The sequence below is a fragment of the Neorhizobium sp. USDA 3394 genome, assembly GCF_056280385.1.
The window spans coordinates 47,442-74,068 of record NZ_JBWCDU010000002.1; the positions used below are offsets into that span (position 1 = coordinate 47,442).

Genomic DNA, 26,627 nt, shown 5'->3' on the forward strand with positions numbered 1-26,627 from the left:
CGGCAAGCGGTTTCAGGCGGTCTCGGCCGGATGCCGGCTGATGCCGGAAAGGCGCTCGTCGATCAACTTCCAGAGATGGTCGCGAACCTGCCGGTAGGCATCCAGCATCTGCTCGCGGGTGCCTGTCGCAGCGGTCGGGTCCATGGTCGGCCAGTAGACCACCTCCACGGCGTTTGAACGGGTCAGTTCCAGCGCGGCATGGTGGGCTTCCGGCGTCAGCGTGACGATCAGGTCGAAAAAATCGTCCTCGAGCTCCTCCAACGTACGCGGCTGATGGCGACCGATCGACAGCCCGACCTCCTCCAGCACCGCATCCACGAAGGGATCGCGCTCGCCGGAGCGCACACCCGCCGACTGGACGTAGATATCGGGTGGCAGCAGCCGCTTTGCAATGGCCTCCGCCATCGGCGAACGGATGGCGTTGAAGCCGCACATGAAAAGAATGGCGCCCGGTTTTTTGGCATTCGTCAGGGGGGCGGGCACGGCCTCCATATTCAGCCGCGCCAGTAGAGCACGCAGACCAGCGTGAAAAGCCGCCGCGCGGTATCGAAATCGACGCGGATCTTGCCGTCCAGCCGGTCCATCAGCGTCTGCGAGCCTTCGTTATGGACGCCGCGGCGGCCCATGTCGATCGCCTCGATGCGGCTCGGGGTCGAGGAGCGGATCGCCTCGTAATAGCTCTCGCAGATCATGAAGTAATCCTTGATGATCCGCCGGAAGGGGGTCAGCGACAGGATATGGGTCGCGACCTGCTCGTCTTTGTCAGTGGTGATGCCGAGCATCAGCTTGGCATCGACGAGCGAGAGTTTCAGCTTGTAGGGGCCACCGGCATGGCCGAGCGGCTCGAAGGAGTTCTCCTCGACGAGGTCGAAGATGGCGACCGCCCGCTCATGTTCCACATCGGGCGTCGAGCGCCCGATCGAGTCGTCCAGAACGACGTCGTAGAGCCGGAAGTCCCCTTGCCCCATCCGTCAGCCCTCGTCATCGAGGGGCAAGCCGTTCAGGCGGATCGCAACGGAACGGGCGTGGGCATCGAGCCCTTCGGAATGGGCAAGGGTGATGGCCGCGGGCGCAAGCTGGCGGAGCTGATTGGGGCCAAGCCGCAAGATAGAGGTGCGCTTGACGAAATCGAGGACCGAAAGGCCGGACGAGAAACGCGCCGAGCGGGCCGTCGGCAGCACGTGGTTGGAACCGCCGACATAGTCGCCGATCACTTCCGGCGTATGGCGGCCGATGAAGATCGCGCCGGCATTGCGGATGCCGGGCATCAGTGCGTCGGGGTCGGCAACGGCAAGCTCCAGATGCTCGGCGGCGATGCGGTTGGCAAGCGGCACGGCGGCGTTCAGGTCCGGCACCAGGATGACGGCGCCGAAATCGCGCCAGCTCGCGGCGGCGGTTTCCGAGCGCGACAAGGTTTTCAGCTGGCGCTCGACGGCCGCCTGCACCGCCTTGCCGAGCCCGGCATCGTCGGTAACGAGGATCGACTGCGCGCCGGCATCGTGTTCGGCCTGGGCGAGCAGGTCGGCCGCGAGCCAGTCCGGATCGTTTTCGCCGTCGGCGATGACGAGGACTTCCGAGGGACCGGCGATCATGTCAATACCGACGGTGCCGAAGACATGGCGCTTGGCAGCCGCCACATAGGCATTGCCGGGGCCGACGATCTTCGCGACCGGGGCGATCGTCTCGGTGCCATAGGCGAGTGCCGCCACGGCCTGGGCACCGCCGACGCGGTAGATCTCGGTGACGCCGGCGATGCGGGCGGCGGCCAGCACTGCGGGGTTGATCGTTCCACCATTGGCCGGCACGACCATGACCACACGCGGAACGCCGGCGACCCTTGCAGGAACGGCATTCATCAGCACCGAGCTCGGATAGCTCGCGGTGCCGCCCGGAACATAGAGCCCCACCGCCTCGATCGCCGTCCAGCGGGAGCCGAGGCCGACGCCGATCGCGTCCTCGTAGATGTCGTCCTTCGGCATCTGGCGGGCATGATGGCGTTCGATGCGCTCGGCGGCGAACGTCAGGGCATCGATGACCTTCCGGTCAGTCGCGGCAAGCGCCGCGTCGATCTCGGCCTCGGTCACCTTTATTCCGACCTTGGCGAGGTCGATGCCGTCGAAACGGGCGGAATAGTCAATCAGCGCCTGATCGCCGCGGGCGCGAACGTCGTCGATGATGGCACGCACCACCGTGTTCACGTCTTCCGAGACCTCCCGCTTGGTCGACAGAAATGCGGAAAACCTTGCCTCGAAATCCTGCGACGCCTGATCCAGCCAGATTGCCAAGCGGATATTCCTTCCAGCTCAAAAAACGATGTTATCCCGGTCGGGCCGGTCGGACAAACGGGACCAGATCAGGGATGACGGGGCTTGGACGCCGTTTCCCATGCGCCGCCGACATCCGCAAGAGCAACTTCGATACATTCGACATCAAGCGCAATCGTCGATTTACCGGAAAGCACCAGTTCGACCGTACCTTCCGGTCCCTCGCCCTTCGGTGAAAAGGTGATCGCCAGCAGCGACAGGACCTCGTCCTTGCGGTCGCGGTCGATGCCGGTCGAGCGCACCGCCTCCACCCGCTTGAAGACGATCGCCGCACGACGGCGTTCGAACCCCTTGCGCTGCTTGGCCGCGGCATTCTCCCAGACGAAGCGGTTGGCCGCGAGCGAGAAGTTGCGCTCGGGCTGCGACCAACGCACGTCGCCCACCTTGAAGACCGCATCCTGCATATGGGCGGAAATGACGCCCAGGTCGTCCGTATCAAGGGCCAGCAGCTTCAAGTCAGTCATCGCTTCCAATATCCATCCAGAGGCGCGCATTCACGCGAAAGTTCTTAGGACTTGAGATAGGATGTGACGCGGCAAGAAGCAACGGCGGCGTGAGAGAGAAGCACCTTTATCGGCCGGCGTGGACGGATGTGTAGGCGCGGTTAAGGAGGGAAAATGGGACAGGCAGACATTGCATGGGCTTTTCTACTGTTGAAAGCCGGTTCGATCGCCATCACCTGCCGATATAGGCGGCCAGTTCGTCCGGCGTCCCATTTGGGAAGACCTGCTTCAGGAAGTCCAGGAACGCAGACACCCGCGCGCTGAGCAGCCGCCGGGAGGGATAGAGCGCCCATAAAGCGACCTCTGGCTCGTCGAGATCCCCCCAGTGCACCAGTGTGCCGTCAGCCAGGTCGTGGGTCACCAGCGAAATGGGAAGACGCGCTGCGCCGACGCCGGCTCGCACCGCGTCCCGGACCATCATGAGCGTCGACAAGATGAGCACCGGTTCGATCTTGATCGTTGATCGGCCCGCGGGTGTTTTCACGTGCCATGTTTGCCGTTCGCCGACCCCGCGCACAACACCAGGGGCAGCGAGCGCACCGGTCGGGCGAGACAGGTTAGGGCTCGCCACAACGACCAGGCGGTCGCGCAGAAATGCCCGTCCGACCAGGTTTATGTCGGGGTCTGGATTGACCCGGATTACCAGGTCGTAGCCCTCCTCGATCATGTCCACAGGCCGGTCCTCGGTCGTCACCTCCAGCCTCACCTCCGGATATTTGAGGGCAAATCCCGCCGCAATCTTGCCCATCGCGCTCTGGGAGAAAAGCGCCGGCGCGCTGATCCGCAACCTCCCCTTGGGCGTGTGGCCGCCCGAAGCAATCGCCGAAGCCGTGTCGTCGAGTTCGGAGAGCAGCCTCGCCGTCCGCTCGAAGAGCGCCCGTCCTTCTTCGGTAAGTTTCAGGTCACGCGCACCCCGCTCGAACAGGCGCAGGCCAAGGCTGCTTTCCAATTCTCCAACGCGCCGCGATAGGGTTGCCTTGGGCCGGCCGGCAGCCCTTGCCGCCTTGCCGAACCCACCGTGGCGGGCGACGAGATTGAAATCGGCGAGGGCAACGAGGTCCATTGGTGTTCCACTGGTGAGACGCTGCGTCTAAATTGATGGTCTATTGGACCAATAATGATCCATCCATATTCGGGGTGTCAAGCAAACAAACCCGGAGAAAATCCCATGACCATTCTCGTTACCGGCGCCACAGGCAATGTCGGCAGCCAAGTTATCCAACATCTGGTCGATCGCGGCGCGGATGTTCGTGCTCTTGTCCGCGATCCTTCCAAGGCCAATTTCCCCGCAGGTGTTGCTGTCGTGAAAGGCGACTTTCTCGATGTCGACACGCTGCGCATTGCCTTCGACGGCGTATCCACCTTGTTCCTGCTGAACGCCGTGGTATCCGACGAATTCACCCAGGCTCTGATCGCGCTGAATGTTGCCCGCTCGGCCGGCATCGAGCGGATCGTCTACCTGTCGGTCATCCACGCCGACGTCTATGTGAACGTACCGCATTTCGCGGGCAAGTTCGGCGTCGAACGGATGATCGAGCAGATGGGTTTCAAGGCTACGATCCTGCGCCCGGCCTACTTCATCCAGAACGATCTGGTGATCAAGGACGTCATCACCGGCTACGGCGTTTATTCCATGCCGGTCGGAGGCAAGGGCCTTGCCATGATCGACGTGCGCGATATTGCGGAGATCGCAGCCCTTGAACTGCTGCGCCGCGAACACGCCGCAGAGCCGTTTGCGCTCGACCGGATCAACCTTGTCGGCCCCGAGACGCTCACCGGAACGGACATCGCCGCCATCTGGTCGGACGTGCTTGCGCGCCCGATCAACTACGGCGGCAACGATACACAGGCCTTCGAGCAGAACCTCAGGCAGTTCATGCCGCCATGGATGGCCTACGACATGCGCATGATGGGCGAGCGGTTCCTGACCGACGGGATGCTGCCCGAGGACGGCGACCTCGACCGCCTGACCACGCTCCTCGGCCGGCCGCTCCGCTCCTATCGCAACTTCGCCTCGGAAACTGCCGCCTCCGTCTGAGGCAGGCAGTCGCACAATCCCGAACAAAGGACCGTTATCATGATCTATTCGACCGCAACTGTTCCGGTGAACCCGGAGGGGGAAACGAAGCTTACTCGGGAGCAGGTCTGGAAGGGCCTGGAACTGAAGGCGCGCGATGCGCGCCTGTTCCTCCCGCCCGGCCTCTGCACGCGCTGCGATGTCGTGGAGGAAAGTGCCACCCACTTCGTCCGCGAAGCCACCATCGCCGGCTCCGACATCAGGGAAATCATCACTCTTGAGCCTCAGAGCAAGGTTACCTTCTTCCAGGCAATCGGCCCCCGCAAGGGCGCCATCATCAATGAATTGTTCGAGGATGAAGCCGGCGCGCTGCAGCTGCGCTTCTATTGCTATCTCGGCCTGCGCGGCAAGCAGCCGAACGGCCTCGAAGAGCAGGCCGAACAGATGCAGTTCGACAGCGAAAACGGCTACAAGTCCGCCCTGCTGTCGACGCTGAAGCGCACCCGCGAACTGCTCGCACAGGGAAGGCTTTAGTCGTCACCAGATACAAACAGCAGGGCCGTCTCTTGGCGAGGCGGCCTGCGCAGCCCACCGTCACCGAAATTCAGCTGGGAAAATCGGCCGAAAGGCTGATGTCCTCCCAGAGTTCGATCTGGGCCAGCCGCTCCTTCAGCTTCTGGGTGACGGCGTTATAGCAGATGGCCCCCAGGACCAGGTGGCGGGGCGTCTGATCCGCCTCAGTCGCGGCGATCATCGCCTCGCCGGCGCGCACCGGATCCCCCGGCTGGCGACCGCTATAGCCGGATGTCGCCCCCATGCGGGCGGCGGCGGTCTCGGCATAATCGGCGATCCTGCTCGGCGTCTGCTTCAGCGAGCGGCCGGCCCAGTCGGTGCGGAACGGGCCGGGCTCGACGCAGGTGACCTTGATGCCGAGCGGCGCGCCTTCATGGGCGAGCGCATCGGAAAAACCCTCGACCGCATGTTTGCTCGCCGAATAATAGCCGGAACTCGGGAGGCCCATGAAACCCGCCATCGAGGTGATGTTGAGGATGTGACCCTTGCGGCGAGCACGCATGCCCGGCAGAACGGCGCGGGTCATGGCGAACAGGCCGAAGACGTTGGCGTCGAACATAGCGCGGATCTCGTCCTCCTCGCCTTCCTCGATCGATGCCTGATAACCGTAGCCTGCATTGTTGACCAGCACGTCGATGCGGCCGAATTTCTGCTCGGCGGCCGAAATCGCATCAGAAATCTGCTTCATGTCCGTCACGTCGAGATCGAGCGCCAGGACATGATCCTTGCCTTCGGCCAGATCGGCGACCCGATCCTTGCCGCGGGCGGTCACCACGGTCGGCCAGCCGCGCTCGATCGTCAGCTTGGCCAGTTCGCGGCCAAAGCCGGTGGAGCAGCCGGTAATAAACCAGACGGGGGATTGTGCATCGGTCATGGGAAAATCTCCGTGGAGTGCCGGATCAAATAATATGAGGCGGGAAAGGATGGACGTCTCAAAGAGATAGAAACGCAAAAAAGGACGGCAAGGCCAACGCCCTGCCGTCCTTTGCAAAATATCTAACCCTGCGGATCGATCAGTCGCTGACGCGTTCAACCACCGCGCCGCAGCGGGTGAGCTTTTCTTCCAGCCGCTCGAAACCGCGGTCGAGGTGATAGACACGGCTGACCATGGTTTCGCCCTCCGCAGCAAGGCCGGCGATGACCAGCGATACCGACGCGCGCAGATCGGTCGCCATGACCGGAGCGCCCTTCAGCCGCGTCACGCCTTCGACCCGGGCCTTCTGGCCGGAGAGCGAGATCCTGGCGCCGAGGCGGGCAAGTTCCTGCACGTGCATAAAGCGGTTCTCGAAAATCGTCTCGGTAATGTTCGAGACGCCGGAAGACCGGGTCATCAGCGCCATGAATTGCGCCTGCAGGTCGGTCGGGAACCCCGGGAACGGCTCGGTGGTGATGTCGACCGGCTGGATGCCGTTGCCGTTGCGCACGACGCGCAGCCCGCTTTCCGTCTCGGTGATCTGGGCGCCGGCCAGCCGCAGCGTATCGAGAGCGTTGTCGAGCAGCGATGCTTCGGTGCCCTCGAGCACGACGTCACCGCCGGCCATAGCAACCGCCATGGCATAGGTGCCGGTCTCGATGCGATCCGGCAGGACCCGATGGCGCGCGCCTGAAAGCGAGGTCACGCCATCGATGGTGATCGTCCTGGTGCCGGCGCCGGAAATCTTGGCGCCCATGGCGGTCAGGCATTTTGCGAGATCGACGACCTCCGGCTCACGTGCTGCGTTTTCGATCACCGTCGTGCCGCGGGCGAGCGTCGCCGCCATCATCATCACGTGCGTCGCGCCGACCGACACTTTCGGGAAGACGTATCGGGCGCCAATCAGGCCGCCCTTCGGCGCTGTGGCGTTCACATAACCGCCATCGACCTCCAGGGTAGCGCCTAGCGCCTGCAAGCCTTCGAGGAAGAGATCGACCGGACGCGTGCCGATGGCGCAGCCGCCCGGCAGCGAAACGCGCGCCTGGCCTTCGCGCGCGAGCAGCGGCCCGATGACCCAGAAGCTCGCCCGCATCTTGGAGACCAGCTCATAGGGAGCGGTCGTATCGACGATGGTGCGGCAGGTGAAGTTGATGGTGCGGGAATAACTCTCTTCCTGACGCTCGCGGCGGCCATTGACGGCAACATCGACGCCATGATTGCCGAGGATGCGCAGGAGCTGCTCCACGTCGGCCAGATGCGGCACGTTTTCGAGCGTCAGCGTATCGCTCGTCAGAAGGGAGGCGATCATCAGCGGCAGAGCGGCATTTTTCGCTCCCGAGATCGGAATGGTGCCCTTGAGTTCGTTGCCGCCCACGATTCTGATGCGATCCATAAGTTGTACTCTTCCTTCTGAGCGCGAAAGGTGGCGTCCTTAGACGAAATCCGCCGCTACTTCAATGATTGCTGAAATGGCCTGCCCGCTGACCTGTCCCGGCGCATAGGCTATGATGATTCGTCCGTTTTTGCGGCAGGCAGCCCCTGTTTTGCAGCGGGAAGACCCTGGGTCGGATCCTCCTCGCCGGCCCGACGGGCCCGCGCCTGGGTCTTGCGGCGCATCAGATTCTCGCGAAGCTTGGCCGCAGCCTTTGCCTTGCGCTGCGCCTCCCGCGCCGCGGCCGCCTTGCGGTGCCGGTCGCCGCGGCCTTCGCCGATATCCATATCTTCCGAAGCGTGCCGTTCTTCATCATTCACCATGGCTCTCCATACCCAAAAAGCGAGCTTCTTGAAAGCGGAGGCGACGTTTTCCCCACTCGTTGGCAAAGAACTTGAAATTTGCGGCTTGCGCTGCCGGTGAACCTATGGCAATAGGCCGCTGCCGACGACGCGGGTCTTTCGCGCCGGCTGACGCTGCTATAGCTCAGGGGTAGAGCACTCCCTTGGTAAGGGAGAGGCCGAGAGTTCAAATCTCTCTAGCAGCACCATTTCTCGTTCGAAGTGCGCTTCGTTTCTTCTCCAGGTAACTTAAGTCTTTTCAGCGATACCTCGCTTCGATCGAGGCGCCGCCTCGAATTGCAGCACGCGCCGGGCGCCCTCCAGTGGGAACTTCTTGCAGTTTCTCATCCTCCCTTCCTTCTAATAAAGCATAATCTCAAGGGTAAGGCCCGGTGACGGAACTTGTTATGCTGCCGTTCATTTTTGTTCTGCTAATTTGGCTTATTACGTTGCTGGAGAGAACAGATGAAAACGAAACAACTCCGACTGCTGGCCGGCATATCGGCCTTGCTTGTCGGCATCGCCATTCAAACTGTGCCTGCTACCGCCCAAGGCTTCGAATTTGAGTTCGGAGAACGTGGAATGCGGATCGAGCGCCCGGGCTACGATGATCGGCGGTACGATCGACGGTATGACCGGCGATACGAGCGCCGCGACGAGCGCCGCTATGATCGCGGCTGTAGCCCGCGTGCAGCTTTGGCCGCCGCCTCACGACATCTCGACGACCCGTACATCAGCGCGACGAACCGCAATTATTACTCTATTGCCGGTTACGGAAAGCGTGGCGGAGCCCGTGGCCGTCCCGACTCTGTCTATATTTCCCGAGCGCCTGGCTGCCAGCGCTTATAATAAAACCGCCACTAGGATGGCCAGCCGAAGCTTCCGACTCGTGACCGAGCCTCGTTGCTAGGGGTGTCGCCAATCAAGCGACACCCGGGCCATTGTGTGGCTGGGTTGCAACCCGTGGTGACGAGAGTATCCTTGGGATGCGCGGAGGCTGTGTCGCTTCACTAAGCCAAACGAGAAGCTTGCTGCTTGGTCTTTTACGGCGTCGCAGCACCGTGACCCTGCTTGAGGTTGCGCCGACGCTTGCAACCGTCCACGGCTGATCAACTGAACCAGCTTGTGCGGCCCTTTTCTGCGCCTCCTATCATTTCAGACGAATTGGCCGAATTGGTACAAGGCCGTGTTTCCGCCAATTGCAGCGTATGAAGCGCGCCTAGGGCGCGCATGCAACTGCCATGCAGAATCGTACCGAGCGTGGTTGGCAAAGTGGGTGCCAAGCGTTTAATACGCCCAATATGTGAAACTTTCGTCCGGTGCGACGAGCGGGAGCCCAATTGAACGCCAAGAAGAACCATCTGGATTCAGGCACTGTCACTAGCGTTCTGAAACGGGTGATCGCCGAAAACGGCAGAGACCACATCCGCGGTTACGCGTTTGCTATCTTCTGTCTCATCGCGACAGCCATGTCCACCGCCTTTACGGCGTGGATCATGGAGTCCGTTATCAACGAGGCATTTGCGAACAAGCGGGCTGACATGGTCCTGGTGATCTGCTTTGCGATATTTGCGGCCTTCGTGGTTCGCGGACTGGCGACCTACGGGCAAGCGGTCACGCTATCCAAGATTGGCAACAATATCGTTGCCCGTTACCAGCAGCGTCTTTATTCGCATCTCATGAAGCTCTCGGTCGGCTTTTTCGCGGAATCGCGCTCAGCCCGCCTCGCAGGGCAAGTCAACCAGAATATCGGTGGCATAAAAGACGTTCTCAACCTCGTGGTCACCTCGACCGCGCGCGATCTGCTGACGCTTGTGTCGTTGATCGTCGTGATGGTTTTGAAGGACTGGGTTCTCTCGCTGATCGTATTCGCCGTGGCACCACCACTTATCCTTGCGATCCGTTACCTATCGCAGAGGCTGCGCAGCGTCACGCGCGAAGCCGTCGAGGTGAGCAGCAAAGTGCTGGGCGCCATGCAGGAAACCATCCAGGGCATCACGGTCGTCAAGGCATTTACAATGGAACAGCAGCTGGAACAGAAGGTCCAGCGCATTATCGAAACGTCCGAAAGACAGAGCAACCGGATTGCCCGCCTGTCCGAACGCACCGCGCCCCTTACTGAGACATTTGCAGGCGTGGCGATCTCCAGCGTGATCGGCTACGCCGCCTTTCGTTCAATCTATGATGATGTTGCCCCCGGCGCTTTCTTCGCTTTCATCACAGCACTATTGATGGCCTACGACCCAGCCCGCCGGCTTGCCCGGATGCAGGTTCAGATCGAAAGAGCCGTCGTTAATGCCAGAATGATCTACAGCTTGCTCGACATGCAGCCGCTACAACGGGAAAATCCAAACGCACCCGACCTTGTCGTCACCAATGCGCAGATCGAACTGAAGGATGTCATGTTCGCCTACGGAAACGGTGCACCCATCTTGCGGGGTGTGAACCTCATCGCAGAAGGCGGCAAGACAACCGCTCTGGTCGGCCCGTCGGGGGCGGGCAAATCGACGATCATATCACTGATCCCTCGTTTTTATGATCCGGCCGAAGGCCAGATCCTGATTGACGGACAGGACATAGCCCATGTGACCAAGGCGTCGCTGCGGCATAGCCTCGCCTATGTCACGCAGCAACCCTATCTGTTCGAAGGAACGATCCGCGACAATATCCGGTATGGACGGCCCGAAGCGACCGATGCCGAAGTCGAGGAAGCCGCCCGACTTGCCCATGCCCACGACTTCATACTCATGCAGCCGGCGGGTTACGAAACGCCGGTCGGCGAACACGGCATGACCCTCTCCGGCGGTCAGCGGCAGCGTCTGTCGATCGCACGCGCACTGGTGCGCAACGCACCGATCCTCCTTCTCGACGAAGCCACCTCCGCGCTCGACAACGAATCCGAAGCCGCCGTGCAAAGGGCACTCGATTCCGCCATGCACGGGCGGACCGTCGTCGTCATCGCCCATCGCCTGTCTACAATCGTCAATGCCGACAAGATCATCGTCATGCATGAAGGCCGGGCAGTCGAAGAAGGAACACATGAGGAACTTGCGACACGGACAGATGGCCTTTACGCTCGTCTGAACAATCTCCAATCACCTGAAAAGGTTGAGCTGGAATGAGATGCAGGACGCTATCAGACGCGAGTAACGATGAATTCTGAAGCTCCAGTGCCTCGAGCGACTTAGATCCAGATATAAAGGTTCTTGCGACCGGACTTTGTCCCTATGCTGGAACAATTTTGTCCCTGTGCTGGAACAATAATATCTTGATGTCTGCCCAACAAAATTTGTACGCAGCTGCATGAACGAGAATTCATTGGGCCGATCTGATGCCTCTTCGACCTAGGCCCGGCCCTCCAACAGAGCAAGACCCCATGAGCGACGCAAGCGCGCGCCAAAAGCTGCTGATTGTAGAACGCAAACTCGTCCACAATCGCGGACACCACCATACACAAATTGCCGCGTTGCGTCGGTACTTCCCGCATCACGAGACAATTATCGTGGCTGGGGAAGCCTATGACGGATTCCTAGGACCAGCGGCGGGAAAGCTAACCAACAGGTCGATCAAGCTCGCAAAACTGCGATCGCGTTTGCTCTACGGAAATGCCTTCGAGCAAATGGCTTCCGTATTCGGCGTCCTTAAAGCCAAGCATTCGCTCAAGCTGCCTTGTTCCGCCTTTGGTAGGCAACTGGCAGAGATATGCCGTAGCCTTGGTGTGGGTGCAAACGATCTCATCGTTATACCGACGGCAGACTTGGACACCCTCGAGTCAGCGGTTGAGCTGAGCGCTGTATTGGCAGGTGAAACACCCAGAATTTGCCTCCGCTTCCTGAATTCCGAGTTGGGGGACCGAAACGAAAAGATTCGGTCGAGGCGGCTGAGCGCGATCCTTGCAAAACTTCCGGCGAACGTTTTGCTGTTCAGCGAGACCGAGGAACTGGCGGCCTATTTTCAGGCGAGTTTCGGCATGACCGTCGAAGGTGGGTTTTACCTCCCCTGCAGCATGCCAGTCGCACTACCTCCATGCCCCAAGATGAATGATAGCGGTAGCTTCCGCGTGGGAATATTCGGAGAACCCCGCCCCGAAAAGGGTAGCGCGCGGATCGCAGATATCGTCGCGGCCGTTGCTGAGCTGGCTCAGAGCGGATCCGTCGGCGCAATAGATTTCGCCATCCAAGGCTCGATGGCGGACTTCAGTGAAGGCGGCGTCTATGGGGGCCTGCAAAATTTCAACGATAGCGGAGGAAATGTTACCGTTTCTCCACAAGGCAACCGTATATCGCCACAAGAATTCGAGCAGCTGTTTCAGTCGACAGATGCGATCCTATTGCCTTATGAGGCGGCGACCTATGGTCTCCAAGGATCCGGTGTCGTTCAAGACGCCGTCGCGGCCTGTAAGCCCATCATCTATGCCCAGGGGATGTCGATGAAGGCGTTTCTTTCGTTCGGAAATGCCTTGCCCGCGACGACCAATCAAGATTTCGCTAAAGCGATTTTACGAATCGCAGCCGATCCATCACGTTTTCAGCTGGGCACCGAGCGCGCGGCCGGGTATTTCCAGGATGTTCTTCTCAACAATCCGATTTTGCGCGTCTTGGATACACCGATGCATGACCAGTAGCGGGCTTCATAAGCAAGCACGGGCAAGCCGGTCAGCACTTTCAAAGCACAAACATGCCGCTATCAATCCAGAACCGCGCGGAGCCGCTCCAATGGTGCCGATGTCAACTACAAGTCCGCTGCTTTCATTAGCTCGTCAAATAGCTTGGCGTATTTGGAGGAAACAGAGGCTAGATCGTAGTCTTTAATCGCCTTTTCACGTGCCGCAAGTCTTAGGCTTTCCGCTTGGGCTCGATTGGTAAGCCATTTTATCCCAGCGGCCAATTCATCCGTGTCGAAAGGGCGCGCCAGCCAGCCATTCACCCGGTGGTCAATCATATCGCTCAAGCCGGCGACGTCGAAGGCCGCACATGGTGTGCCACAAGCCAGTGCCTCTGCAATCGTGTTTGGCAAATTATCTTCTCGCGAGGCACAAACGAACACGTCTGCAGCGGAATATGCCATGGCTAGGTCATCATCATTTTTTATATTGCCGAGCGCATGCAACCGGACACCATCCGGAAGTTGCGATAAAAAATCTCCATCACCAAACGTGAGTAACGTACACGGAAATTTAAGTTTCCCAAGACATTCAATGAGAAGATCGCTTCCTTTTCTAGGGTCCTTCAGGCTTTGTGCTCCAAATAGAATGACGCACTCATCTATTGAAATACCAAAATGTGATCGCGATACTTCTTGATCATACGGCTTAAATACATCTGTATCCAAACCATTTGGAATGACTTCGATCCGGCGGCCAGCCAATAGGCTACTTTCAGCTGCAATCTCGGCAAGCCATCTACTGGGGCAAACAATCGTTAGATCCATCTTCCGATATACCTCAGCCTTGGTTTGTATTAGTTGCCGAGAGATATCAAAAGCATCCGAACTTCCCAGTTGCGGACATTGACCGCACTCCTCGCGGTATCTGGTGCAGTCCCCGGTGTAATGGCAGCCACCAGTGAAAGCCCAGGTGTCATGCAGTGTCCAGACAACAGGTCGCTTTAAGGCCACCAGTTCGTCAAAGTCCACAACTCCATCTACGACCCAATTTAGGTGCACAAGTGCAGGCCTTGTCCGAGCGAGGGAAATCCTCAAGGGATTCTGGCTCAACGACGGAGAGAAGAAGGACCCCTCCCGGAGGGAATACCGCCTAAGCAGCCTTTTTTCGTGACGCGTGAACCGTCGCGCAATTTTCCTCCGGATGGATCGGCTATCAAGCCCCCAAACTGCCGAGTCAGAGTCCTCTCTGACGAGGGTAAGATAGACTGAATTTGGGTAGATCTGCCTAATGCCACTAAACACCCTCCAAGCAGCCCGCGCCGCTCCACCCTTTTTCTGGTAGGTATTAACTGTGAGTATATCAACTTGGGAGGGAGAGCCGAAAGCGAAGCTTAACAGAAAAGAGGGCAGGCTCCGGCCGTAGCTTGCTACCTTTCGTGCAGCGCGCTTTATGCCACGAAACGGACCGCTCTGCCGAGGATATAGCGGTCCGTTAAACGCGGTCACAAACCGAGCTGCGATTCGCGGATCCATAACATCGGCCGGGCTAAAACGTTTTGGATACCAGTCGTCTTCGAGCTTTGTGTGGACGAAGCGCGGATTTGGTTTGGTGTGCACCCCTGAATTGTCCAATCCGATATTCTGGACCAGCGACTTTCTCGGATACATGCAACGCATGTCGTTTGCATAGTGAGCGAAGCTAAAGCGGATCGCCCATGAGTCGATCTTACCTTCCTTCTGCTGGCGAAGCATTTTAGTAAGATCTCGACCACCCTTGTCAAACTCCGCCCTTGCCATCTCGTCCTTCATGAAATCGGCAAAATAGCTCATGTCCCAATCAACGAGATTCCAACGATCGCGCCAAGTCCCCCAGGACCATGAGGAGCAACGGTATCCCGCGAAGGTATCGTAAGGAAAGTCACGAGGAATATGTAGATAACCCTCGGGGAGCCGATAGCCGGTTACTGAAAAAGCTTTTGGATCATTTGAATAGCGATCCAAAGCATCGTTCATGAAGGCGATGAAATTCTTAGTTGTGACGAGATCATCTTCCAGAACTATGATCCGACCATGCTCTCTTAGCAATTCGCTCACTCCGGTGATGACGGAATTCGCCAACCCCATGTTGACTGAGCGTGTGATGAGGGAGACGGAGGCAAATCCCGAGACCCCGCGAACGACTTCACGAACCGATGCAACAGAGGCCGCATCAGCATCCGACTTAGGCCCGTCGCTAAAAACATAGAGGTCTGTCTCAGGAGCCAGCGTGTTCCTGACGAGGGCCTCGAGTGTTGTCCTCGTGTGTTCAGGACGGTTATAGGTGAACAGTGCGACTGGCGACCGTATTGGCATAGTAGATGTTGGCTCCGCAACGCTAAGCAGATTTGAAGACTGATTTCGCCCTAGGCGTCTGAACTAAGTGCGCAATGTTTCGGCTTGTGGCATTTCAAAGGCGCAAAATATAAGAGCGAAGCCAAGTGCTATTCTCGAACAAATGTCGCATTGCAGCCTTCGATGGTAACGCAGCGCATTCCGGCACCGGATAGCATGCTAATATGCTGGGCAATTCGGTCATCTGCGCGGCCATCAAGCGGAGAATGGCATTCATCGAACTCGATCAAAAGGATGCGCGGCAAAGTGAGCGATGAAACGATGTCCTCGATCACTTGATACTCAGCTCCCTCGATATCTATCTTCAGCAAATCCAATTGCGTGTCGCCATGTCTTTCCATCAGTGTTTTGACACGATGGCACTGTGCGATGAAGAAATCCTCAGTCCCTTGCAAATTGACTGCAGAGCAAGAGACATGATCCGGATTTTTTGGCAGATAGAAACGCATCTCTGCGTCTTTCCCCGCAAGGCCAACCTCCCAAAATGTAATTCTCTGCAGATCCTGCTGGCTCACGTCATAGAATTCGGTCTCGGCGCTACTCACGCAGAACGGTAAACCCGAAGCAACCGCATTGGACAATTGCTTGAAGTGCTCGATGGCCCTGGGTGTTGGATCGATTATTCGCACATCACACGAAAAATCACGGGCCAACTGACAGTCAAAGCTAATATCTTCCCCGGCCCCAGCGAGATAGCATACACTTGCCGAGGTTAAACCATGGGCTTTCGGCAGATGCCATCCGCCATAGCCGCTACCAAGCCTTACGATTTGGGACGATGGCAGGAGGCCAGCAGGAGCAACATGCTTCGAAAGCGGCGAATCTCTACGGACCTCTCGATGTTTGCGTCCGAATGCTCGATCCGAGAGACGCTTCAACAGTTGAACCACGCTACTTATCTCCAACGACTTAGGTTGCCGAAACCTACCGACAATCCGGCTTTACGTCAAAGCTGATTACTCTTTCGGCTTCCGACGATAATTTCCACTTTGGGACGCTCAACGGCTTGAACTTCACGCATGGCCGGCAGCGATCGAGGACAGCTACTTCTTGGGCCGATATCCTCTCATCTGGGGTAGGCGACCTGGCGCCGAGTTGTACCAGGGCGGCTCGACGCCTGGGGCTATCAAATTATTGCCTTACAACAGCGACAAATCAGTATACAGCCGAGGGGGCAATCTGATCAGCATTCTCGGTTCCGCGCGGATGCAACGCATACCTCAAGGTCTAACAATGTCGCGGACCTTCCCCGCCGGAGCGTGGAGTTTCCGCTGCGCCACCCGCAAGTGCCTGCCACGAACTCCTCGCCGACGATATCTATATGCGCGAGCGCTGCTATCGAAAGAGAAGGAAATGAGGCTGGAGCGTATCCTGAGAAAGATATGCCCGAAACACTGACAGGAACTGGTGGCCAGCCCATAATCATCGCCGCGGTATTCCACCCGCGCCATGCAGCGTGGCGGGATTTTGCTTATCCGCCTGAATCGTTTGACGTCGCTATAGCACAGGCTCGACGCGATATGCTATTTGGCGCCACGTGTCCATGTCCATGCAAAGGGCTCCAGAGACGGCGATCCCATCGTTTTTGGAAGCTACGGAGTGAAATTCAATGCCCAAACTGCGTCTTCCTTTTAAAAAGAAAAAGCCTGGTAGCGCATATTTTGGGCTCAACGAGTTGGATCGGAAGATCGAGAAATATATCGACTACGACAACGGGTTCTACGTGGAACTGGGCGCCAATGACGGCATTCGCCAGTCCAACACCTATTATTTCGAAAAAAATCGCGGATGGAACGGCATCCTCATAGAACCCTCGCCAAACAATTTTCTGGAATGCAGAAGGAACCGCAGCGAGAAGAATGCCATATTTTGCAATGCCTGCGTGCGCTTCGGTTATCCTCACAAATATGTGGATATGACTTACGGCAACCTCATGAGCGTCTCAACGAATGTCGAGGTCGACTTGGAGAGCGTATCAGCCCATCTGGAACTCTCGCGACAATTCCTGAGGAATCGCGAAGCGACATTCGAGTTCGGTGCGGTGGCAAAGCCGCTCAGCACGATCCTGGACGAGGGCAAGGCGCCGGCGCTGATGGACATCTTGTCGCTGGACGTCGAAGGTGCCGAACTGGAGGTCCTGATGGGTGTGGATTTCGACCGCCACAATTTCAGGTTCATGGTGATAGAGTGCCGGAATATAGACCGGATGCGAAGTTTCCTGGAAGCCAAGGGCTACTCCCTCCTGGATAAGCTTACGGGGCACGACTACCTGTTCAAGTTCAATATGGCCGAAACCGCCTGATGATCCACCTTAGAAGCCCCGACGGAAGCGGTTGCCGTGCGGTGCTTATCTTCTGTCTCTGATAATCGGCCCCCAATGCAACGGATCAGGCCCCTTGCGCGTTGCGCGCCATTGGCTCGCATGGTGCGGGTCAACAACATGGCATGCTGATGCGGCTCGGCGCAATTCTTGATCGCTGGAACAACCAATCCCTCGCCCGGCAGTTTCTGCTCGCGGGAGGTTTGGTCGCCTTCGCGGCGATGCTTTTGGTCGGTGCCTTCGTGACCAGCCTCATCGAGGCGGCGGTCACCCGCAATTCGGCAGCTTCCACCGCCCTTTATGTCGACAGCATCATCGCCCCGCTGCTCCCGGACATGAAGACCAACCAGACGCTCGACGACGTCACCACCCGCGCGCTCGACGAAACCTTCGGCCAGGGCGCGCTCGGCGGCCAGGTCATATCCTTCAAGCTCTGGCGCAGGGACGGCACGATCCTCTATGCAACGGACAAAAGCATGGTGGGGCAGAAATACGGTCCGAGCGAGGGTCTGAGAACCGCATTTTCCGGACAGATGGTGGCGCGCTTCGGCCTTGCCGAGGACCCGGAAAGCAAGGCCGAGCGCGCGACCGGGATGCCACTTCTCGAGATCTACAATCCCATCCTGCAACCTTGGTCAGGAGAGGTCGTCGCCGTCTCGGAGTTCTACGAGGTCGCGGGCGATTTTGAGCGCAGCCTTTACCAGGCCCAGCTTCGGAGCTGGGCGGCAGTCGCCGGCGTCACGCTCGCCTTTTTCCTGATCCTTTCGGCGATTGTTCTCCGCGGCAGCCGCACGATCGACCATCAACGGCAGGCGCTGACGCAGCGGGTGGCTGAACTCTCTGATCTCCTTTCGCAGAACAGGACGCTTCACGCGCGGGCTCAGCGCGCCTCGCGGCGCGCCACCGCCCTCAACGAGAGTTATCTGCGCCGGCTCGGCGCCGACCTGCATGATGGGCCGGCCCAGCTTGTCGCCTATGCGGCACTGCGGGTGGACAGCCGGCTCCTGACCGATCCCGCAACCCCGCCCGACGCCCGCGAAGCGGAGGTCACCACGATCAAGGCGCGCCTCGACGAGGCGATGGACGAGATCCGTAGCATCTGCAGTGGTCTGGTTCTGCCGCAGATCGAGACCGCCGAACTGCCCGACGTGCTGCAACGCGCCGTCAACGCGCACCGACAGCGCACCGGGGTCGCTGTCGTGCTGTCGGTGTCAAGCGGATCGCGACCGCTTTCGCCCTCGGCCAAGATCTGCATCTATCGCTTCGTGCAGGAAGCGCTTAACAACGGCTTCCGGCATGGCGGCGGCGTGGAGCAGAGCGTCCGCCAGAGTTTCGACAACGGCAATGTCGTTGTCGAAGTTTCCGATCGGGGGCCGGGTTTCGATCCCCAACACATCCGCCCGGAGGGCCTCGGGCTCGCAGGGCTCAGGGAGCGAATCGAAAGCCTCGGCGGGACATTTTCAATCATCACTTCGAAGGACGGAACCACGGTCAGAATGTCGCTGAACGTGCATGAAATGGAGCAGGCCTGATGACAGGAATAAAGATTGCGGTCGTCGACGATCATCCGTTGTTCCGCGAAGGCGTGACGCGCAGCTTCGGCGAGATCGAGGATTTCGAGATGGTCGGCGAAGGCGGTTCGCGCGACGACGCGCTGCGTATCGTTCGGGAATTGTGCCCGGACGTGATGCTGATGGACATTTCCATGCCCGGAAACGGGCTCCAAGCCATTGCCGAAGCGCTCGATCATTGCCCGGACCTGAAGATCGTTATGCTGACCGTCTCGGAGGCGAGCGAAGACATTGCAACCGCGCTGAAGCTCGGCGCAAAAGGCTACGTTCTCAAGGGTGTCGGCTCCAGAGGCCTGGCAGACGTGGTGAGAACCGTGGCATCGGGTGAGAGCTATGTTTCACCTGCCCTTTCGGCGCGGCTTATCGCCGGCCTATCCGCCTCCGGCGAAACCCCGGCAAAGCCCAGCCTTTTGTCGGAATTGACCGATCGCGAACAGGAGGTTCTAAGCCTCGTGGCATCAGGCCTCAGCAACAAGCGGGTGGCGCGCGAACTCGATCTTCACGAAAAGACCGTCAAGCATCACATGACGCGCATCCTGTCGAAGCTGAAGGTGACCAATCGGACGGAGGCGGCCCTGGCTCTTCGCGATGCGACCGATCAACGCTCAGCGGCCGAAAGACCGCAATCTTGAGGCATCAGAAGGGGTCGCGGTCCGGTTGACAATCGTGCGGGAGCGCGAATCCCGCATCTCGTAGCGGCCTTGTGAAATCCGTTCCGTCGCGCCGTTTTGATGGCGGACGGTTATCGAGGATCCGCGAACATCGACCTCGACGCCGGCTTTCGCTGGAGCAACTGGGGTGGCGGGTTGCGCCGGGGCCCTTCCGGGATTTGCGGCTCCGCCTGCTGAAGCCGATCCGGCGCCCGCACCGGTTCCCGAGCCACCGGTGCCGTTATCGGCTCCGCCGGCGTTACCATTCCCGTTGCCGCCGCTATTGCCGTTGCCATTTCCGCTATTGCCGGAGTCGCCGCCGGCATTGTCGCCGCCGTTTCCGTTGCCATTGCCGCCAGAACCGCCGTTGCCGTTTTCACCGCCGTTTCCACCATTGCTTCCGCCGCCGCCATTGCCATTGCCTTCCTGGGCCGCGACGCTCGACAGCGCGACGCGCAGCATGCCATCCGCACCGGCCACCACCTTCAAGGGCAGCACGGTTGCAACAATCGCTGTGAGCGCTCCGCTCACGAAAAGCATTTTACGGATCGGCATCTCTCGGCTCCTGGGTGGCCATCTCCTGCTTGGGGCATTTTTGAACTGGTATGCAAGTCTAAATCGGACACCTGCCTAATGGTTCCGTAGCGCAATTCCCGGTCAAAGAGCCCGCCGACCGCGACAGGATGGTCGGCGGGCAAGGTTCTGCGCTGAAAAGGACCGATGATGCGCAGGAACCGGATCTGATCCCATCAGGCGGCAAGCGCTCCCAAGATGGCAATGCAGACAAAAAGCCGCGACAGGGATCGGAAGCCACCTGGACCACGAACATGCCGTTGTCCGTGACGCCCCCCTGAAAAACCTCCAGGCCCCACGGCACCCTATCAGTCCGGTATCGCGATTTCATCTCCCCTTGGACCTTTAACCCACCCCCTCAGACCAAAGGCCCAACGACGATCAGCCCGAAGTCCTGCTCTGCCCGACTGAAGCCCGAACGGCGGAACGAGCGGTGGCACCCGTAGTTGGACGGTGATTGCGAACCCAGGCAGTGGCTCGCAAATGAAACAAAGGCTCAAGAGAAATAGGAGGTAGAGGAAACAGCATGAAAACCACAATGAAACAGACGCTCGCGATAGCGCTTCTTGCCGGATCGACGCTTTCGGTGGTTCCGGCTATCGCTCAGACTCAAGCTCCCGCAACCGGCCAGGACAGTGGCTCGCCCACCCTGCCACGCAAGCTCCCGCCGGGTTCGGACGGTTCGTCCGGCGCCAAGCAGACCCAGCCGCAACAGGACATGGGTGCGACGACGCAGCAGCCGCAGGGTGGGGCCAGCGGCAGCAGTTCGACGACTGCCCAAAGCACGGCCGACGATCCGCAGCGCCTGAAGAAGGGTGACACCGCAGCTCAGGAAAAGCCGGCCGATGCGAAGAAGGCGCAATCCGCTGACGCCCAGACAGGCACCAAGGACAACACCGCGCAGCAGAAACCTGCCGGCCAGAACGGTAGCTCCACGGCCGCCACTTCCGGCTCGGGCTCGGGCTCGGGAACCGATGCCAGCAAGTCGGCCACCGAAGACACTGCCCGCCCGAACAACGGCGCACAGCAGCCTGACTCTAACCAGGCCGCAACCGGTAAACCTTCCAACGAGACCACGGGCAGCATCAACATCTCCACTGAACAGCGGACGCAAGTGCGCCAGATCCTCGTCCAGAACAAGGTCGAGCCGGTCGATGTCGATATCAGGGTCGATGTCGGCGTCGCCGTTCCGACCACCGTGGAACTGCACCCTCTGCCGCCGCGCATCGTCGAGATCGTTCCGGCCTATCGCGGCTACGAATACTTCCTGCTGGCAGACGGCCGGATCATCATCGTCGAACCCTCGAGCCACAAGATCGTCTACATCCTGGTCGGCTGAGCGCCGAACGCGGGAGAGAACCATGCGTGACCGGGAACCGACAGTGATCCATACGGGCGGCGGCGGTTGGGTCGTCGCCGCCATCCTGCTGATCGTGGTCATCGCAGGCGGGCTCTTCCTGTTCGAAAGCGGTTACCTCGCAAACCGCGATATCGGCATCCACGTGACCCTGCCGAAGATCGAGCCGCCTGCGCCAGTCACGAGATAACAGCCTCAATCGCATTCCAAGGCGCGGCGCGAACCCCTCGCCCGTGTCGTAATACCCAGAAGGAGAACCATCGTGAAAACCAAGATCCTTATTCTTTCCGCCGCCATGCTCGGCGTCCTCGCTCCTGCAGCTTCGGCCCAGCAAGGCACGGTCAATGGTGCGGCCGGCGGCGCTGTCACCGGTGCGATCATCGGAGGCCCGGTCGGTGCTGCCGTCGGCGGCGTCGCCGGCGCAGTTGCCGGGACCGCCATCGACCCGCCGCCGGAACGCGTCGTTACCTATGTGGAACAGGCTCCTGCCCCGGCATCGCCCGTCGTCATCAAGGAGAAGATCGTCGTCGGCAAGCCCATCCCCGAGACCGTCGTGCTGACCCCGGTTCCGGACAGCCCGAAATACGCCTATGCGGTGGTGAACGAACAGCGCGTTATCGTCGATCCGCAGACCCGCACGGTCGTGCAGGTCGTCCGGTAAATCGTACCCCGTCCTGAAACCGATCGGGGGAGAGACCGAAACGTCTCTCCCCCGATTTGTATTCACGGGAAAAAGGGCCTCCACGAAAATCGCCGAAGAGACCGCGCCTTCACCGGGTCGTGTTGTCGTCGCCGATGCCGTCCACGTCGGAAAGGCGTACGAACTCGACGCCGCGCCTTTTCAGGGCAACGAGCGCGCGGGCCACTCCCTCGCCGGCGGCATGAGTGGGCTGGTTGATATGCGCGAGGACGACGTCGCCGTCCTTGGCGGCAGCAATGCGTTTTTCGGCGACGTCGGCCCCGAGCAGGGAGCCACCATCGCCGTTCAGCGAATACCCTGCGACCCGATACCCCATATCGCGGATCTGGCGTATAGCCGAAGGATCGTATTTCGCAGTCGAGCCGCGGAACCAGCGTGGTGCGGATAACCCCGCCGCCAGCATGGCATCAGCGCCGCCTGCGACTTCCTGGCGAACCGCCTCCGGCGACCCCGCAGCGGCGATGCCGTAGATCACGGCCGGCATATCGACCGCCGGCACATGATTCTGACCGTGGTTTTCCAGTTCGAAGAGATCGAGATTCTGCAGAAAGATTGCCACCGACTGCGGGTTGTTTCTCAGCCAGCGGGCCGTCACGAAAATGGTCGCGGGAATTCTCTCCCTGACCAAAGTGGACAGGATTCGCTCGTCCGCCTTGCCCATGCAGGCATCGAAGGTCAGCGCCACCCGTGGACGGCTGGCATTGCCGGAACGGCTGACATGCAGGTGCGGCTCCACCAGTTTGGGAGCGGGCACGGCATTTTGCGTCAAAGAGGGGTTCACGGACCGCGTCTGGGGCAGATTCTGGGCGCCGGCGGCTAGAGGCAGGAGGAGAAAGGTACAAAACAGAGCGCGTCGCATGATGGAATACCGATATCGAGAAGACCTTCCCTTATCGGCAAATCCTTAGAGGCGCCATGCGACCGAATCGGCAGTCACGAAAAAAGGCCGGACGATGCCGGCCCTTCTTGGGAAAGACGTTCAGATCAGCAGTTCGTAGACTGACCGTTTGTGTTCGTGCCGGCCTGGCCCGAAGGAACCGACGCGGTGCCGGTCGCATCAGGCGTTGTGGCAGAGCCCCGCGTCTGAAGGTTCGGCGCGCAGTTAGTGCGGGTGTCCTTGGTGCCTGCCGCATTGCCCATGGCGCCGCCGGTCGTGCTGTTGGTGGCGTTGGGATCGATCTTTTTCTGGCCGTCGCTGCTATCACTGGCCGAGGTTCCGTTGGTACCTAAATTGCCCTTGCCGCTCGTCTGGGCAAGCGCGCCGCCTGCCGCCAGGCCGCGCGAAAGAACCGATACGGTAACAAGCTTGAAAATCATGGGATTTCCTCCGTTAAAACCACCGGCAGAACCGGCGGATTGGGTTTGCCCGCTTAAGGCAAACCCCGAAGGCCAGGATGTTCCCATGAATTTTCGCGCCGATCCGGAAGCCTAGAAGCGAGCCGACGCCAGCCTGCTTTGCAGCGACTTGAGATCTTCGGCCTTGCGGGAAGCCAGGCCCTTCTCCCATGAGATCGCAGTCTCGACGATGAGATCGAGATCGTCGTGGCGCGGTTTCCAGTCAAGCAGCCGGCGTGCAAGCGTCGAGTTGGCGACCACGCTTGCCGCGTCGCCCGGCCGGCGGGGTCCGTAGCGGATTTCGAACTTGCGGCCGCCCGCCCGCATCACGGCATCCAGAACCTCCAGGACCGAGTAGCCGCGGCCGTAACCGCAATTGGCGATCAGAGGCTCGCCGCCGCGGCGCAAGTAGCTCAAGGCCTTCAGATGCGCGTCCACGAGGTCGGTGACATGGATGTAGTCGCGGATGCCGGTACCATCGGGTGTGGAATAATCTGTCCCGTAGACATCGACCCCACGACGCTTGCCGAGTTCCGCCTCGCAGGCGATCTTGATCAGGTGGGTCGCGCCTTCTGTTGACAACCCCGTCCGGCCGAGCGGATCGGCTCCCGCGACGTTGAAATAGCGTAGCGCCACGAAACGGAAATCATGCGCCGCGGCGGCATCGCGCAGCATCATCTCCGACATCAGCTTCGACTGGCCATAGGGGTTCTTCGGATGCAGGTCGGCGTTTTCGAGGACGGGTGTATCGTCTTTCTGGTCGCCATAAACGGCAGCCGTGGACGAGAAGACAAAATGGCGAATACCGGCGGCGATCGCGGCTGCGGCAAGCAGCCGGGTATTGCCAGTGTTGTTCTCGTAATAATCCAGCGGGTTGGCGACCGATTGCGGCACCACGATCGAGCCCGCGAAATGCAGGATCGCGTTGATGTCGTTTTCGGCAAAGATCTGCGAAAGAACGGCGCGGTCGCCGACGTCGCCGAGATAGAAGCGCGCCTCGGCCGGCACCGCCCAGCGAAAACCGGTCGACAGCCGGTCGAGAACGACAACTTCTTCGCCCGCGTCGAGCAAAGCCCAGGCCATGTGGCTGCCGATGTAACCCGCGCCGCCTGTTACCAGAACTGCCATGTTTATACTTCCCTGCTTTCTTATCGTTGGCAGGACGAAAACACGGGCAGTCTTCAACAATGCTTACCCGACGCCGGTTGCGCCGGGTTTATCTAGGCCTAAGGCAAACGCGCTCTTGAGCAGATCGCTCGAATTTTATCGTTTGCGTGCCGGAACGGTTCAAAGCCGCTTGATATAGTCGGAGAGGCGGCCGGCCGCCTCTTCGATCTGCTTCGGATCGCGCAGGAAACAGGCGCGCAGGAAAAGCTCGCCGCCCTTGCCGAAAGCCGAACCGGGCGCCAGCGCCACGCCGATCTTGTCGACGATATCGAGCGCTGCGCTGCGGCTGTCGGTGATGCCGTCCACTTTGACGAAAGCGTAAAGCGCGCCGTCTGGTTTAAGCGTCTCGACCCGGTTGGTGGCAATCAGCGCGTCGCAGAGAATGTCGCGCGCCTCGGTCGCCCTCGCGATGTTCGCGTTCACGAAATCATCGCCCTGGTTGAGTGCCACCACGGCACCTCGCTGCAGGAACTGGGCCACGCCGGAATTCGAATACTGCACCAGGTTTTCGATAACCTGCCCCATTTCTGGCGGAGCGACGATCCAGCCGACCCGCCAGCCGGTCATCGACCAGTTCTTGGAGAAGGAATTGGCGAAGATGATCCGGTCGCCCTCCTCCATGATGTCGAGGAAGGACGGAGCCCTTGCGGCGCCACCGTAATAATACCGGGCATAGATCTCGTCGGCGACGATCCATATGCCGTGCTTGCGGGCGAGCGTCAGGATATTCTTCAGATCATCCAGCGTCGCGGACCAGCCGGTCGGGTTGGCCGGCGTGTTGATGAACAGGCCCTTGGTCTTCGACGTGATCTTCGCTTCCAGCTTGGCAAGATCGAGCGACCAACGGCCGCCGACGAAATCGAGCGGCAGGCCGACGGAATGGGCGCCGGAGATCTCGATCGCCGAGATGATGTTGGGCCAGGTCGGCGACAGATAGATCATCTCGTCGCCGGGAGAAGTCACCGCCTGCACCGCGAGCATGATCGCGTGCATGCCGGAACCGGTGACGTAAAAATGCTCGACCGGCAGCGACACCGCGAAATGCCGCGCGTAATAGTCCGACAGCGCCTGGCGCAGTTCGGGAATGCCGCGTTGCCAGGTGTAGAAGGTCTCGCCGCCGAGCAAGGCTTCGGTCGCGGCCCGGTTGATGAAGTCCGGGCTCGGCAGATCGCCTTCACCGGCCCAGAGCGGGATCAATCCCTCCCGCCCGCGGGCATAATTGAGAACCTCGACAATACCGCTTTCGGGCGCGGCGACGGCGCGGGGGCTGAGACTGGAGATGATCGACATGGAATTCCCTCGGGGCTGTTTCCCACATCCTTAGCGCAGGAAAGCCGTGGAATCCCATGATAATCCGTGAGGCAGAGATCGATTCCGCTGATGAATCCTTGGTGCGTGATCAAAAGATCACTTTACCTTCAGGAGGTCGCGGATTTCGGTCAGAAGCTGGATATCGGCCGGCGGCGGCGAAGGCGCTTCCTCGGCTGACTTCTTCTCATCGGCCAGGCGCATCTTGTTCACGGCCTTCACCATCAGGAAGATGATGAAGGCGAGGATCACGAAATTGATGAGAACGGTGATGAAATTACCGTAGGCAAACACCGCGCCCTGTTCGCGCGCGGCGGCGAGGGACGGCGCCGTGACGGCGCTCGACAGCGGCAGGAAATAATTCGAGAAATCGAAGCCGCCTCCGGTGATCGCGCCGACGATCGGCATCACGATGTCGTCGACCAGCGATTTTACGATGCCCGTGAAAGCGGCGCCGATGATGATACCGACCGCGAGGTCGACGACATTGCCCTTGGCAATAAAGGAACGGAATTCGCTGATCATTGACATGGCCATTTTCCCCCAT

27 protein-coding genes and 1 tRNA gene are annotated in these 26,627 nt (G+C 59.8%); 12 read left to right on the forward strand and 16 right to left on the reverse strand.

Features of this window, described 5'->3' with window-relative positions:
* Nucleotides 1–12: 12 nt before the first annotated feature.
* The 5 genes from ACZ9EJ_RS21790 to ACZ9EJ_RS21810 form a co-directional block, all read right to left on the reverse strand.
* Complete coding sequence (locus ACZ9EJ_RS21790; RefSeq protein WP_046629731.1) at nucleotides 13–492, reverse strand: arsenate-mycothiol transferase ArsC; 480 nt, start codon at nucleotides 490–492, stop codon at nucleotides 13–15.
* A gap of 2 nt (nucleotides 493–494) precedes the next feature.
* Nucleotides 495–968, reverse strand: coding sequence for a UPF0262 family protein (locus ACZ9EJ_RS21795; RefSeq protein WP_046629732.1), 474 nt, complete (start codon nucleotides 966–968; stop codon nucleotides 495–497).
* A gap of 3 nt (nucleotides 969–971) precedes the next feature.
* Entirely contained in the window at nucleotides 972–2,285 is a 1,314-nt protein-coding gene (gene hisD / locus ACZ9EJ_RS21800; RefSeq protein WP_046642411.1) for a histidinol dehydrogenase, read from the reverse strand.
* A gap of 68 nt (nucleotides 2,286–2,353) precedes the next feature.
* Nucleotides 2,354–2,788, reverse strand: a complete 435-nt coding sequence (locus ACZ9EJ_RS21805) for a DUF2948 family protein (protein ID WP_046642412.1) — start codon at nucleotides 2,786–2,788, stop codon at nucleotides 2,354–2,356.
* A 211-nt stretch (nucleotides 2,789–2,999) separates the two neighbouring features.
* Nucleotides 3,000–3,890 (reverse strand): LysR family transcriptional regulator, encoded by an 891-nt coding sequence (locus tag ACZ9EJ_RS21810; protein ID WP_046629734.1) that lies wholly within the window; start codon nucleotides 3,888–3,890, stop codon nucleotides 3,000–3,002.
* 105 nt (nucleotides 3,891–3,995) lie between these two features.
* On the opposite strand from ACZ9EJ_RS21810, the gene ACZ9EJ_RS21815 reads away from it, so the two are divergent.
* A complete protein-coding gene (locus ACZ9EJ_RS21815) occupies nucleotides 3,996–4,865 on the forward strand; it encodes an SDR family oxidoreductase (RefSeq protein ID WP_046629735.1) in 870 nt (289 codons plus the stop codon).
* A 39-nt stretch (nucleotides 4,866–4,904) separates the two neighbouring features.
* Entirely contained in the window at nucleotides 4,905–5,378 is a 474-nt protein-coding gene (locus tag ACZ9EJ_RS21820; RefSeq protein ID WP_046642413.1) for an SRPBCC family protein, read from the forward strand.
* A gap of 70 nt (nucleotides 5,379–5,448) precedes the next feature.
* Here the strand turns inward: ACZ9EJ_RS21820 and ACZ9EJ_RS21825 are convergent, their stop codons facing one another.
* From ACZ9EJ_RS21825 to ACZ9EJ_RS21835, 3 genes are all read right to left on the reverse strand, one after another.
* The gene (locus ACZ9EJ_RS21825) at nucleotides 5,449–6,291 is read right to left on the reverse strand and encodes an oxidoreductase (protein ID WP_046642414.1); all 843 of its coding nucleotides are present in this window, start codon (nucleotides 6,289–6,291) and stop codon (nucleotides 5,449–5,451) included.
* A gap of 139 nt (nucleotides 6,292–6,430) precedes the next feature.
* Nucleotides 6,431–7,723, reverse strand: coding sequence for a UDP-N-acetylglucosamine 1-carboxyvinyltransferase (gene murA / locus ACZ9EJ_RS21830; RefSeq protein ID WP_046642416.1), 1,293 nt, complete (start codon nucleotides 7,721–7,723; stop codon nucleotides 6,431–6,433).
* 110 nt (nucleotides 7,724–7,833) lie between these two features.
* The gene (locus ACZ9EJ_RS21835) at nucleotides 7,834–8,085 is read right to left on the reverse strand and encodes a hypothetical protein (RefSeq protein WP_046629739.1); all 252 of its coding nucleotides are present in this window, start codon (nucleotides 8,083–8,085) and stop codon (nucleotides 7,834–7,836) included.
* A 152-nt stretch (nucleotides 8,086–8,237) separates the two neighbouring features.
* Between ACZ9EJ_RS21835 and ACZ9EJ_RS21840 the strand changes: the two genes are divergently transcribed.
* The 4 genes from ACZ9EJ_RS21840 (at nucleotide 8,238) to ACZ9EJ_RS21855 (ending at nucleotide 12,727) form a co-directional block, all read left to right on the forward strand.
* Nucleotides 8,238–8,312: transfer RNA gene (locus tag ACZ9EJ_RS21840), tRNA-Thr, on the forward strand.
* A 256-nt stretch (nucleotides 8,313–8,568) separates the two neighbouring features.
* Nucleotides 8,569–8,952, forward strand: a complete 384-nt coding sequence (locus ACZ9EJ_RS21845; protein ID WP_255736900.1) for a hypothetical protein — start codon at nucleotides 8,569–8,571, stop codon at nucleotides 8,950–8,952.
* A 491-nt stretch (nucleotides 8,953–9,443) separates the two neighbouring features.
* Nucleotides 9,444–11,225: an ABC transporter ATP-binding protein gene (locus ACZ9EJ_RS21850; protein ID WP_046642418.1), complete on the forward strand. Its 1,782-nt coding sequence runs from the start codon at nucleotides 9,444–9,446 to the stop codon at nucleotides 11,223–11,225.
* A gap of 254 nt (nucleotides 11,226–11,479) precedes the next feature.
* Nucleotides 11,480–12,727, forward strand: a complete 1,248-nt coding sequence (locus ACZ9EJ_RS21855; protein ID WP_046642419.1) for a glycosyltransferase family protein — start codon at nucleotides 11,480–11,482, stop codon at nucleotides 12,725–12,727.
* Nucleotides 12,728–12,834: 107 nt separating this feature from the next.
* On the opposite strand, the gene ACZ9EJ_RS21860 is transcribed toward ACZ9EJ_RS21855, so the two are convergent.
* Together ACZ9EJ_RS21860 and ACZ9EJ_RS21865 are read right to left on the reverse strand one after the other, a co-directional pair.
* Entirely contained in the window at nucleotides 12,835–15,060 is a 2,226-nt protein-coding gene (locus ACZ9EJ_RS21860; protein ID WP_052764718.1) for a glycosyltransferase, read from the reverse strand.
* Between the two features lie 128 nt (nucleotides 15,061–15,188).
* Nucleotides 15,189–15,989: an FkbM family methyltransferase gene (locus ACZ9EJ_RS21865; RefSeq protein ID WP_255736897.1), complete on the reverse strand. Its 801-nt coding sequence runs from the start codon at nucleotides 15,987–15,989 to the stop codon at nucleotides 15,189–15,191.
* 719 nt (nucleotides 15,990–16,708) lie between these two features.
* Between ACZ9EJ_RS21865 and ACZ9EJ_RS21870 the strand changes: the two genes are divergently transcribed.
* The 3 genes from ACZ9EJ_RS21870 to ACZ9EJ_RS21880 all read left to right on the forward strand — a co-directional run bounded on the left by ACZ9EJ_RS21870 (nucleotide 16,709) and on the right by ACZ9EJ_RS21880 (nucleotide 19,622).
* The gene (locus ACZ9EJ_RS21870; RefSeq protein WP_476099816.1) at nucleotides 16,709–17,401 is read left to right on the forward strand and encodes an FkbM family methyltransferase; all 693 of its coding nucleotides are present in this window, start codon (nucleotides 16,709–16,711) and stop codon (nucleotides 17,399–17,401) included.
* Nucleotides 17,402–17,544: 143 nt separating this feature from the next.
* A complete protein-coding gene (locus ACZ9EJ_RS21875; protein ID WP_046642319.1) occupies nucleotides 17,545–18,951 on the forward strand; it encodes a sensor histidine kinase in 1,407 nt (468 codons plus the stop codon).
* Nucleotides 18,948–19,622: a response regulator gene (locus ACZ9EJ_RS21880; protein ID WP_046629746.1), complete on the forward strand. Its 675-nt coding sequence runs from the start codon at nucleotides 18,948–18,950 to the stop codon at nucleotides 19,620–19,622. Before ACZ9EJ_RS21875 ends, ACZ9EJ_RS21880 begins: the two co-directional genes overlap by 4 nt.
* Here the strand turns inward: ACZ9EJ_RS21880 and ACZ9EJ_RS21885 are convergent.
* A complete protein-coding gene (locus ACZ9EJ_RS21885; protein WP_046642318.1) occupies nucleotides 19,596–20,195 on the reverse strand; it encodes a hypothetical protein in 600 nt (199 codons plus the stop codon). The two genes, ACZ9EJ_RS21880 and ACZ9EJ_RS21885, sit on opposite strands and share 27 nt — an antisense overlap.
* 544 nt (nucleotides 20,196–20,739) lie before the next feature.
* Here ACZ9EJ_RS21885 and ACZ9EJ_RS21890 point away from each other — a divergent pair.
* The 3 genes from ACZ9EJ_RS21890 (at nucleotide 20,740) to ACZ9EJ_RS21900 (ending at nucleotide 22,231) form a co-directional block, all read left to right on the forward strand.
* On the forward strand, nucleotides 20,740–21,552 hold the full coding sequence (locus tag ACZ9EJ_RS21890) for a DUF1236 domain-containing protein (RefSeq protein WP_080955853.1): 813 nt from the start codon (nucleotides 20,740–20,742) through the stop codon (nucleotides 21,550–21,552).
* A 22-nt stretch (nucleotides 21,553–21,574) separates the two neighbouring features.
* Nucleotides 21,575–21,760 (forward strand): hypothetical protein, encoded by a 186-nt coding sequence (locus tag ACZ9EJ_RS21895; RefSeq protein ID WP_046629749.1) that lies wholly within the window; start codon nucleotides 21,575–21,577, stop codon nucleotides 21,758–21,760.
* A 105-nt stretch (nucleotides 21,761–21,865) separates the two neighbouring features.
* Nucleotides 21,866–22,231, forward strand: a complete 366-nt coding sequence (locus tag ACZ9EJ_RS21900; RefSeq protein ID WP_285230049.1) for a DUF1236 domain-containing protein — start codon at nucleotides 21,866–21,868, stop codon at nucleotides 22,229–22,231.
* A 109-nt stretch (nucleotides 22,232–22,340) separates the two neighbouring features.
* On the opposite strand, the gene ACZ9EJ_RS21905 is transcribed toward ACZ9EJ_RS21900, so the two are convergent.
* From ACZ9EJ_RS21905 to mscL, 5 genes are all read right to left on the reverse strand, one after another.
* Entirely contained in the window at nucleotides 22,341–23,129 is a 789-nt protein-coding gene (locus tag ACZ9EJ_RS21905) for a polysaccharide deacetylase family protein (RefSeq protein WP_046642317.1), read from the reverse strand.
* A gap of 125 nt (nucleotides 23,130–23,254) precedes the next feature.
* Nucleotides 23,255–23,587, reverse strand: a complete 333-nt coding sequence (locus tag ACZ9EJ_RS21910; protein WP_046642316.1) for a hypothetical protein — start codon at nucleotides 23,585–23,587, stop codon at nucleotides 23,255–23,257.
* A gap of 111 nt (nucleotides 23,588–23,698) precedes the next feature.
* A complete protein-coding gene (galE, locus tag ACZ9EJ_RS21915; protein ID WP_046642315.1) occupies nucleotides 23,699–24,733 on the reverse strand; it encodes a UDP-glucose 4-epimerase GalE in 1,035 nt (344 codons plus the stop codon).
* A 159-nt stretch (nucleotides 24,734–24,892) separates the two neighbouring features.
* Entirely contained in the window at nucleotides 24,893–26,062 is a 1,170-nt protein-coding gene (locus ACZ9EJ_RS21920; RefSeq protein WP_046629753.1) for a pyridoxal phosphate-dependent aminotransferase, read from the reverse strand.
* Nucleotides 26,063–26,179: 117 nt separating this feature from the next.
* Nucleotides 26,180–26,605 carry a large conductance mechanosensitive channel protein MscL gene (gene mscL / locus ACZ9EJ_RS21925; RefSeq protein ID WP_046629754.1) on the reverse strand — a complete coding sequence of 142 codons (426 nt, stop codon included), beginning with the start codon at nucleotides 26,603–26,605 and terminating at the stop codon, nucleotides 26,180–26,182.
* Between the last annotated feature and the right edge of the window lie 22 nt (nucleotides 26,606–26,627).

Excerpts from the sequence above, each read along its gene's own strand:
- ACZ9EJ_RS21790 (WP_046629731.1), bottom strand. The coding sequence starts at position 492 with ATGGAGGCCGTGCCCGCCCCCCTGACGAATGCCAAAAAACCGGGCGCC.
- ACZ9EJ_RS21795 (WP_046629732.1), bottom strand. The coding sequence starts at position 968 with ATGGGGCAAGGGGACTTCCGGCTCTACGACGTCGTTCTGGACGACTCG.
- ACZ9EJ_RS21805 (WP_046642412.1), bottom strand. The coding sequence starts at position 2,788 with ATGACTGACTTGAAGCTGCTGGCCCTTGATACGGACGACCTGGGCGTC.
- ACZ9EJ_RS21810 (WP_046629734.1), bottom strand. The coding sequence starts at position 3,890 with ATGGACCTCGTTGCCCTCGCCGATTTCAATCTCGTCGCCCGCCACGGT.
- ACZ9EJ_RS21815 (WP_046629735.1), top strand. The coding sequence starts at position 3,996 with ATGACCATTCTCGTTACCGGCGCCACAGGCAATGTCGGCAGCCAAGTT.
- ACZ9EJ_RS21820 (WP_046642413.1), top strand. The coding sequence starts at position 4,905 with ATGATCTATTCGACCGCAACTGTTCCGGTGAACCCGGAGGGGGAAACG.
- ACZ9EJ_RS21825 (WP_046642414.1), bottom strand. The coding sequence starts at position 6,291 with ATGACCGATGCACAATCCCCCGTCTGGTTTATTACCGGCTGCTCCACC.
- murA (WP_046642416.1), bottom strand. The coding sequence starts at position 7,723 with ATGGATCGCATCAGAATCGTGGGCGGCAACGAACTCAAGGGCACCATT.
- ACZ9EJ_RS21835 (WP_046629739.1), bottom strand. The coding sequence starts at position 8,085 with ATGGTGAATGATGAAGAACGGCACGCTTCGGAAGATATGGATATCGGC.
- ACZ9EJ_RS21845 (WP_255736900.1), top strand. The coding sequence starts at position 8,569 with ATGAAAACGAAACAACTCCGACTGCTGGCCGGCATATCGGCCTTGCTT.
- ACZ9EJ_RS21855 (WP_046642419.1), top strand. The coding sequence starts at position 11,480 with ATGAGCGACGCAAGCGCGCGCCAAAAGCTGCTGATTGTAGAACGCAAA.
- ACZ9EJ_RS21860 (WP_052764718.1), bottom strand. The coding sequence starts at position 15,060 with ATGCCAATACGGTCGCCAGTCGCACTGTTCACCTATAACCGTCCTGAA.
- ACZ9EJ_RS21870 (WP_476099816.1), top strand. The coding sequence starts at position 16,709 with ATGCCCAAACTGCGTCTTCCTTTTAAAAAGAAAAAGCCTGGTAGCGCA.
- ACZ9EJ_RS21875 (WP_046642319.1), top strand. The coding sequence starts at position 17,545 with ATGCTGATGCGGCTCGGCGCAATTCTTGATCGCTGGAACAACCAATCC.
- ACZ9EJ_RS21885 (WP_046642318.1), bottom strand. The coding sequence starts at position 20,195 with ATGCCGATCCGTAAAATGCTTTTCGTGAGCGGAGCGCTCACAGCGATT.
- ACZ9EJ_RS21890 (WP_080955853.1), top strand. The coding sequence starts at position 20,740 with ATGAAAACCACAATGAAACAGACGCTCGCGATAGCGCTTCTTGCCGGA.
- ACZ9EJ_RS21895 (WP_046629749.1), top strand. The coding sequence starts at position 21,575 with ATGCGTGACCGGGAACCGACAGTGATCCATACGGGCGGCGGCGGTTGG.
- ACZ9EJ_RS21900 (WP_285230049.1), top strand. The coding sequence starts at position 21,866 with ATGCTCGGCGTCCTCGCTCCTGCAGCTTCGGCCCAGCAAGGCACGGTC.
- ACZ9EJ_RS21905 (WP_046642317.1), bottom strand. The coding sequence starts at position 23,129 with ATGCGACGCGCTCTGTTTTGTACCTTTCTCCTCCTGCCTCTAGCCGCC.
- ACZ9EJ_RS21910 (WP_046642316.1), bottom strand. The coding sequence starts at position 23,587 with ATGATTTTCAAGCTTGTTACCGTATCGGTTCTTTCGCGCGGCCTGGCG.
- galE (WP_046642315.1), bottom strand. The coding sequence starts at position 24,733 with ATGGCAGTTCTGGTAACAGGCGGCGCGGGTTACATCGGCAGCCACATG.
- ACZ9EJ_RS21920 (WP_046629753.1), bottom strand. The coding sequence starts at position 26,062 with ATGTCGATCATCTCCAGTCTCAGCCCCCGCGCCGTCGCCGCGCCCGAA.
- mscL (WP_046629754.1), bottom strand. The coding sequence starts at position 26,605 with ATGATCAGCGAATTCCGTTCCTTTATTGCCAAGGGCAATGTCGTCGAC.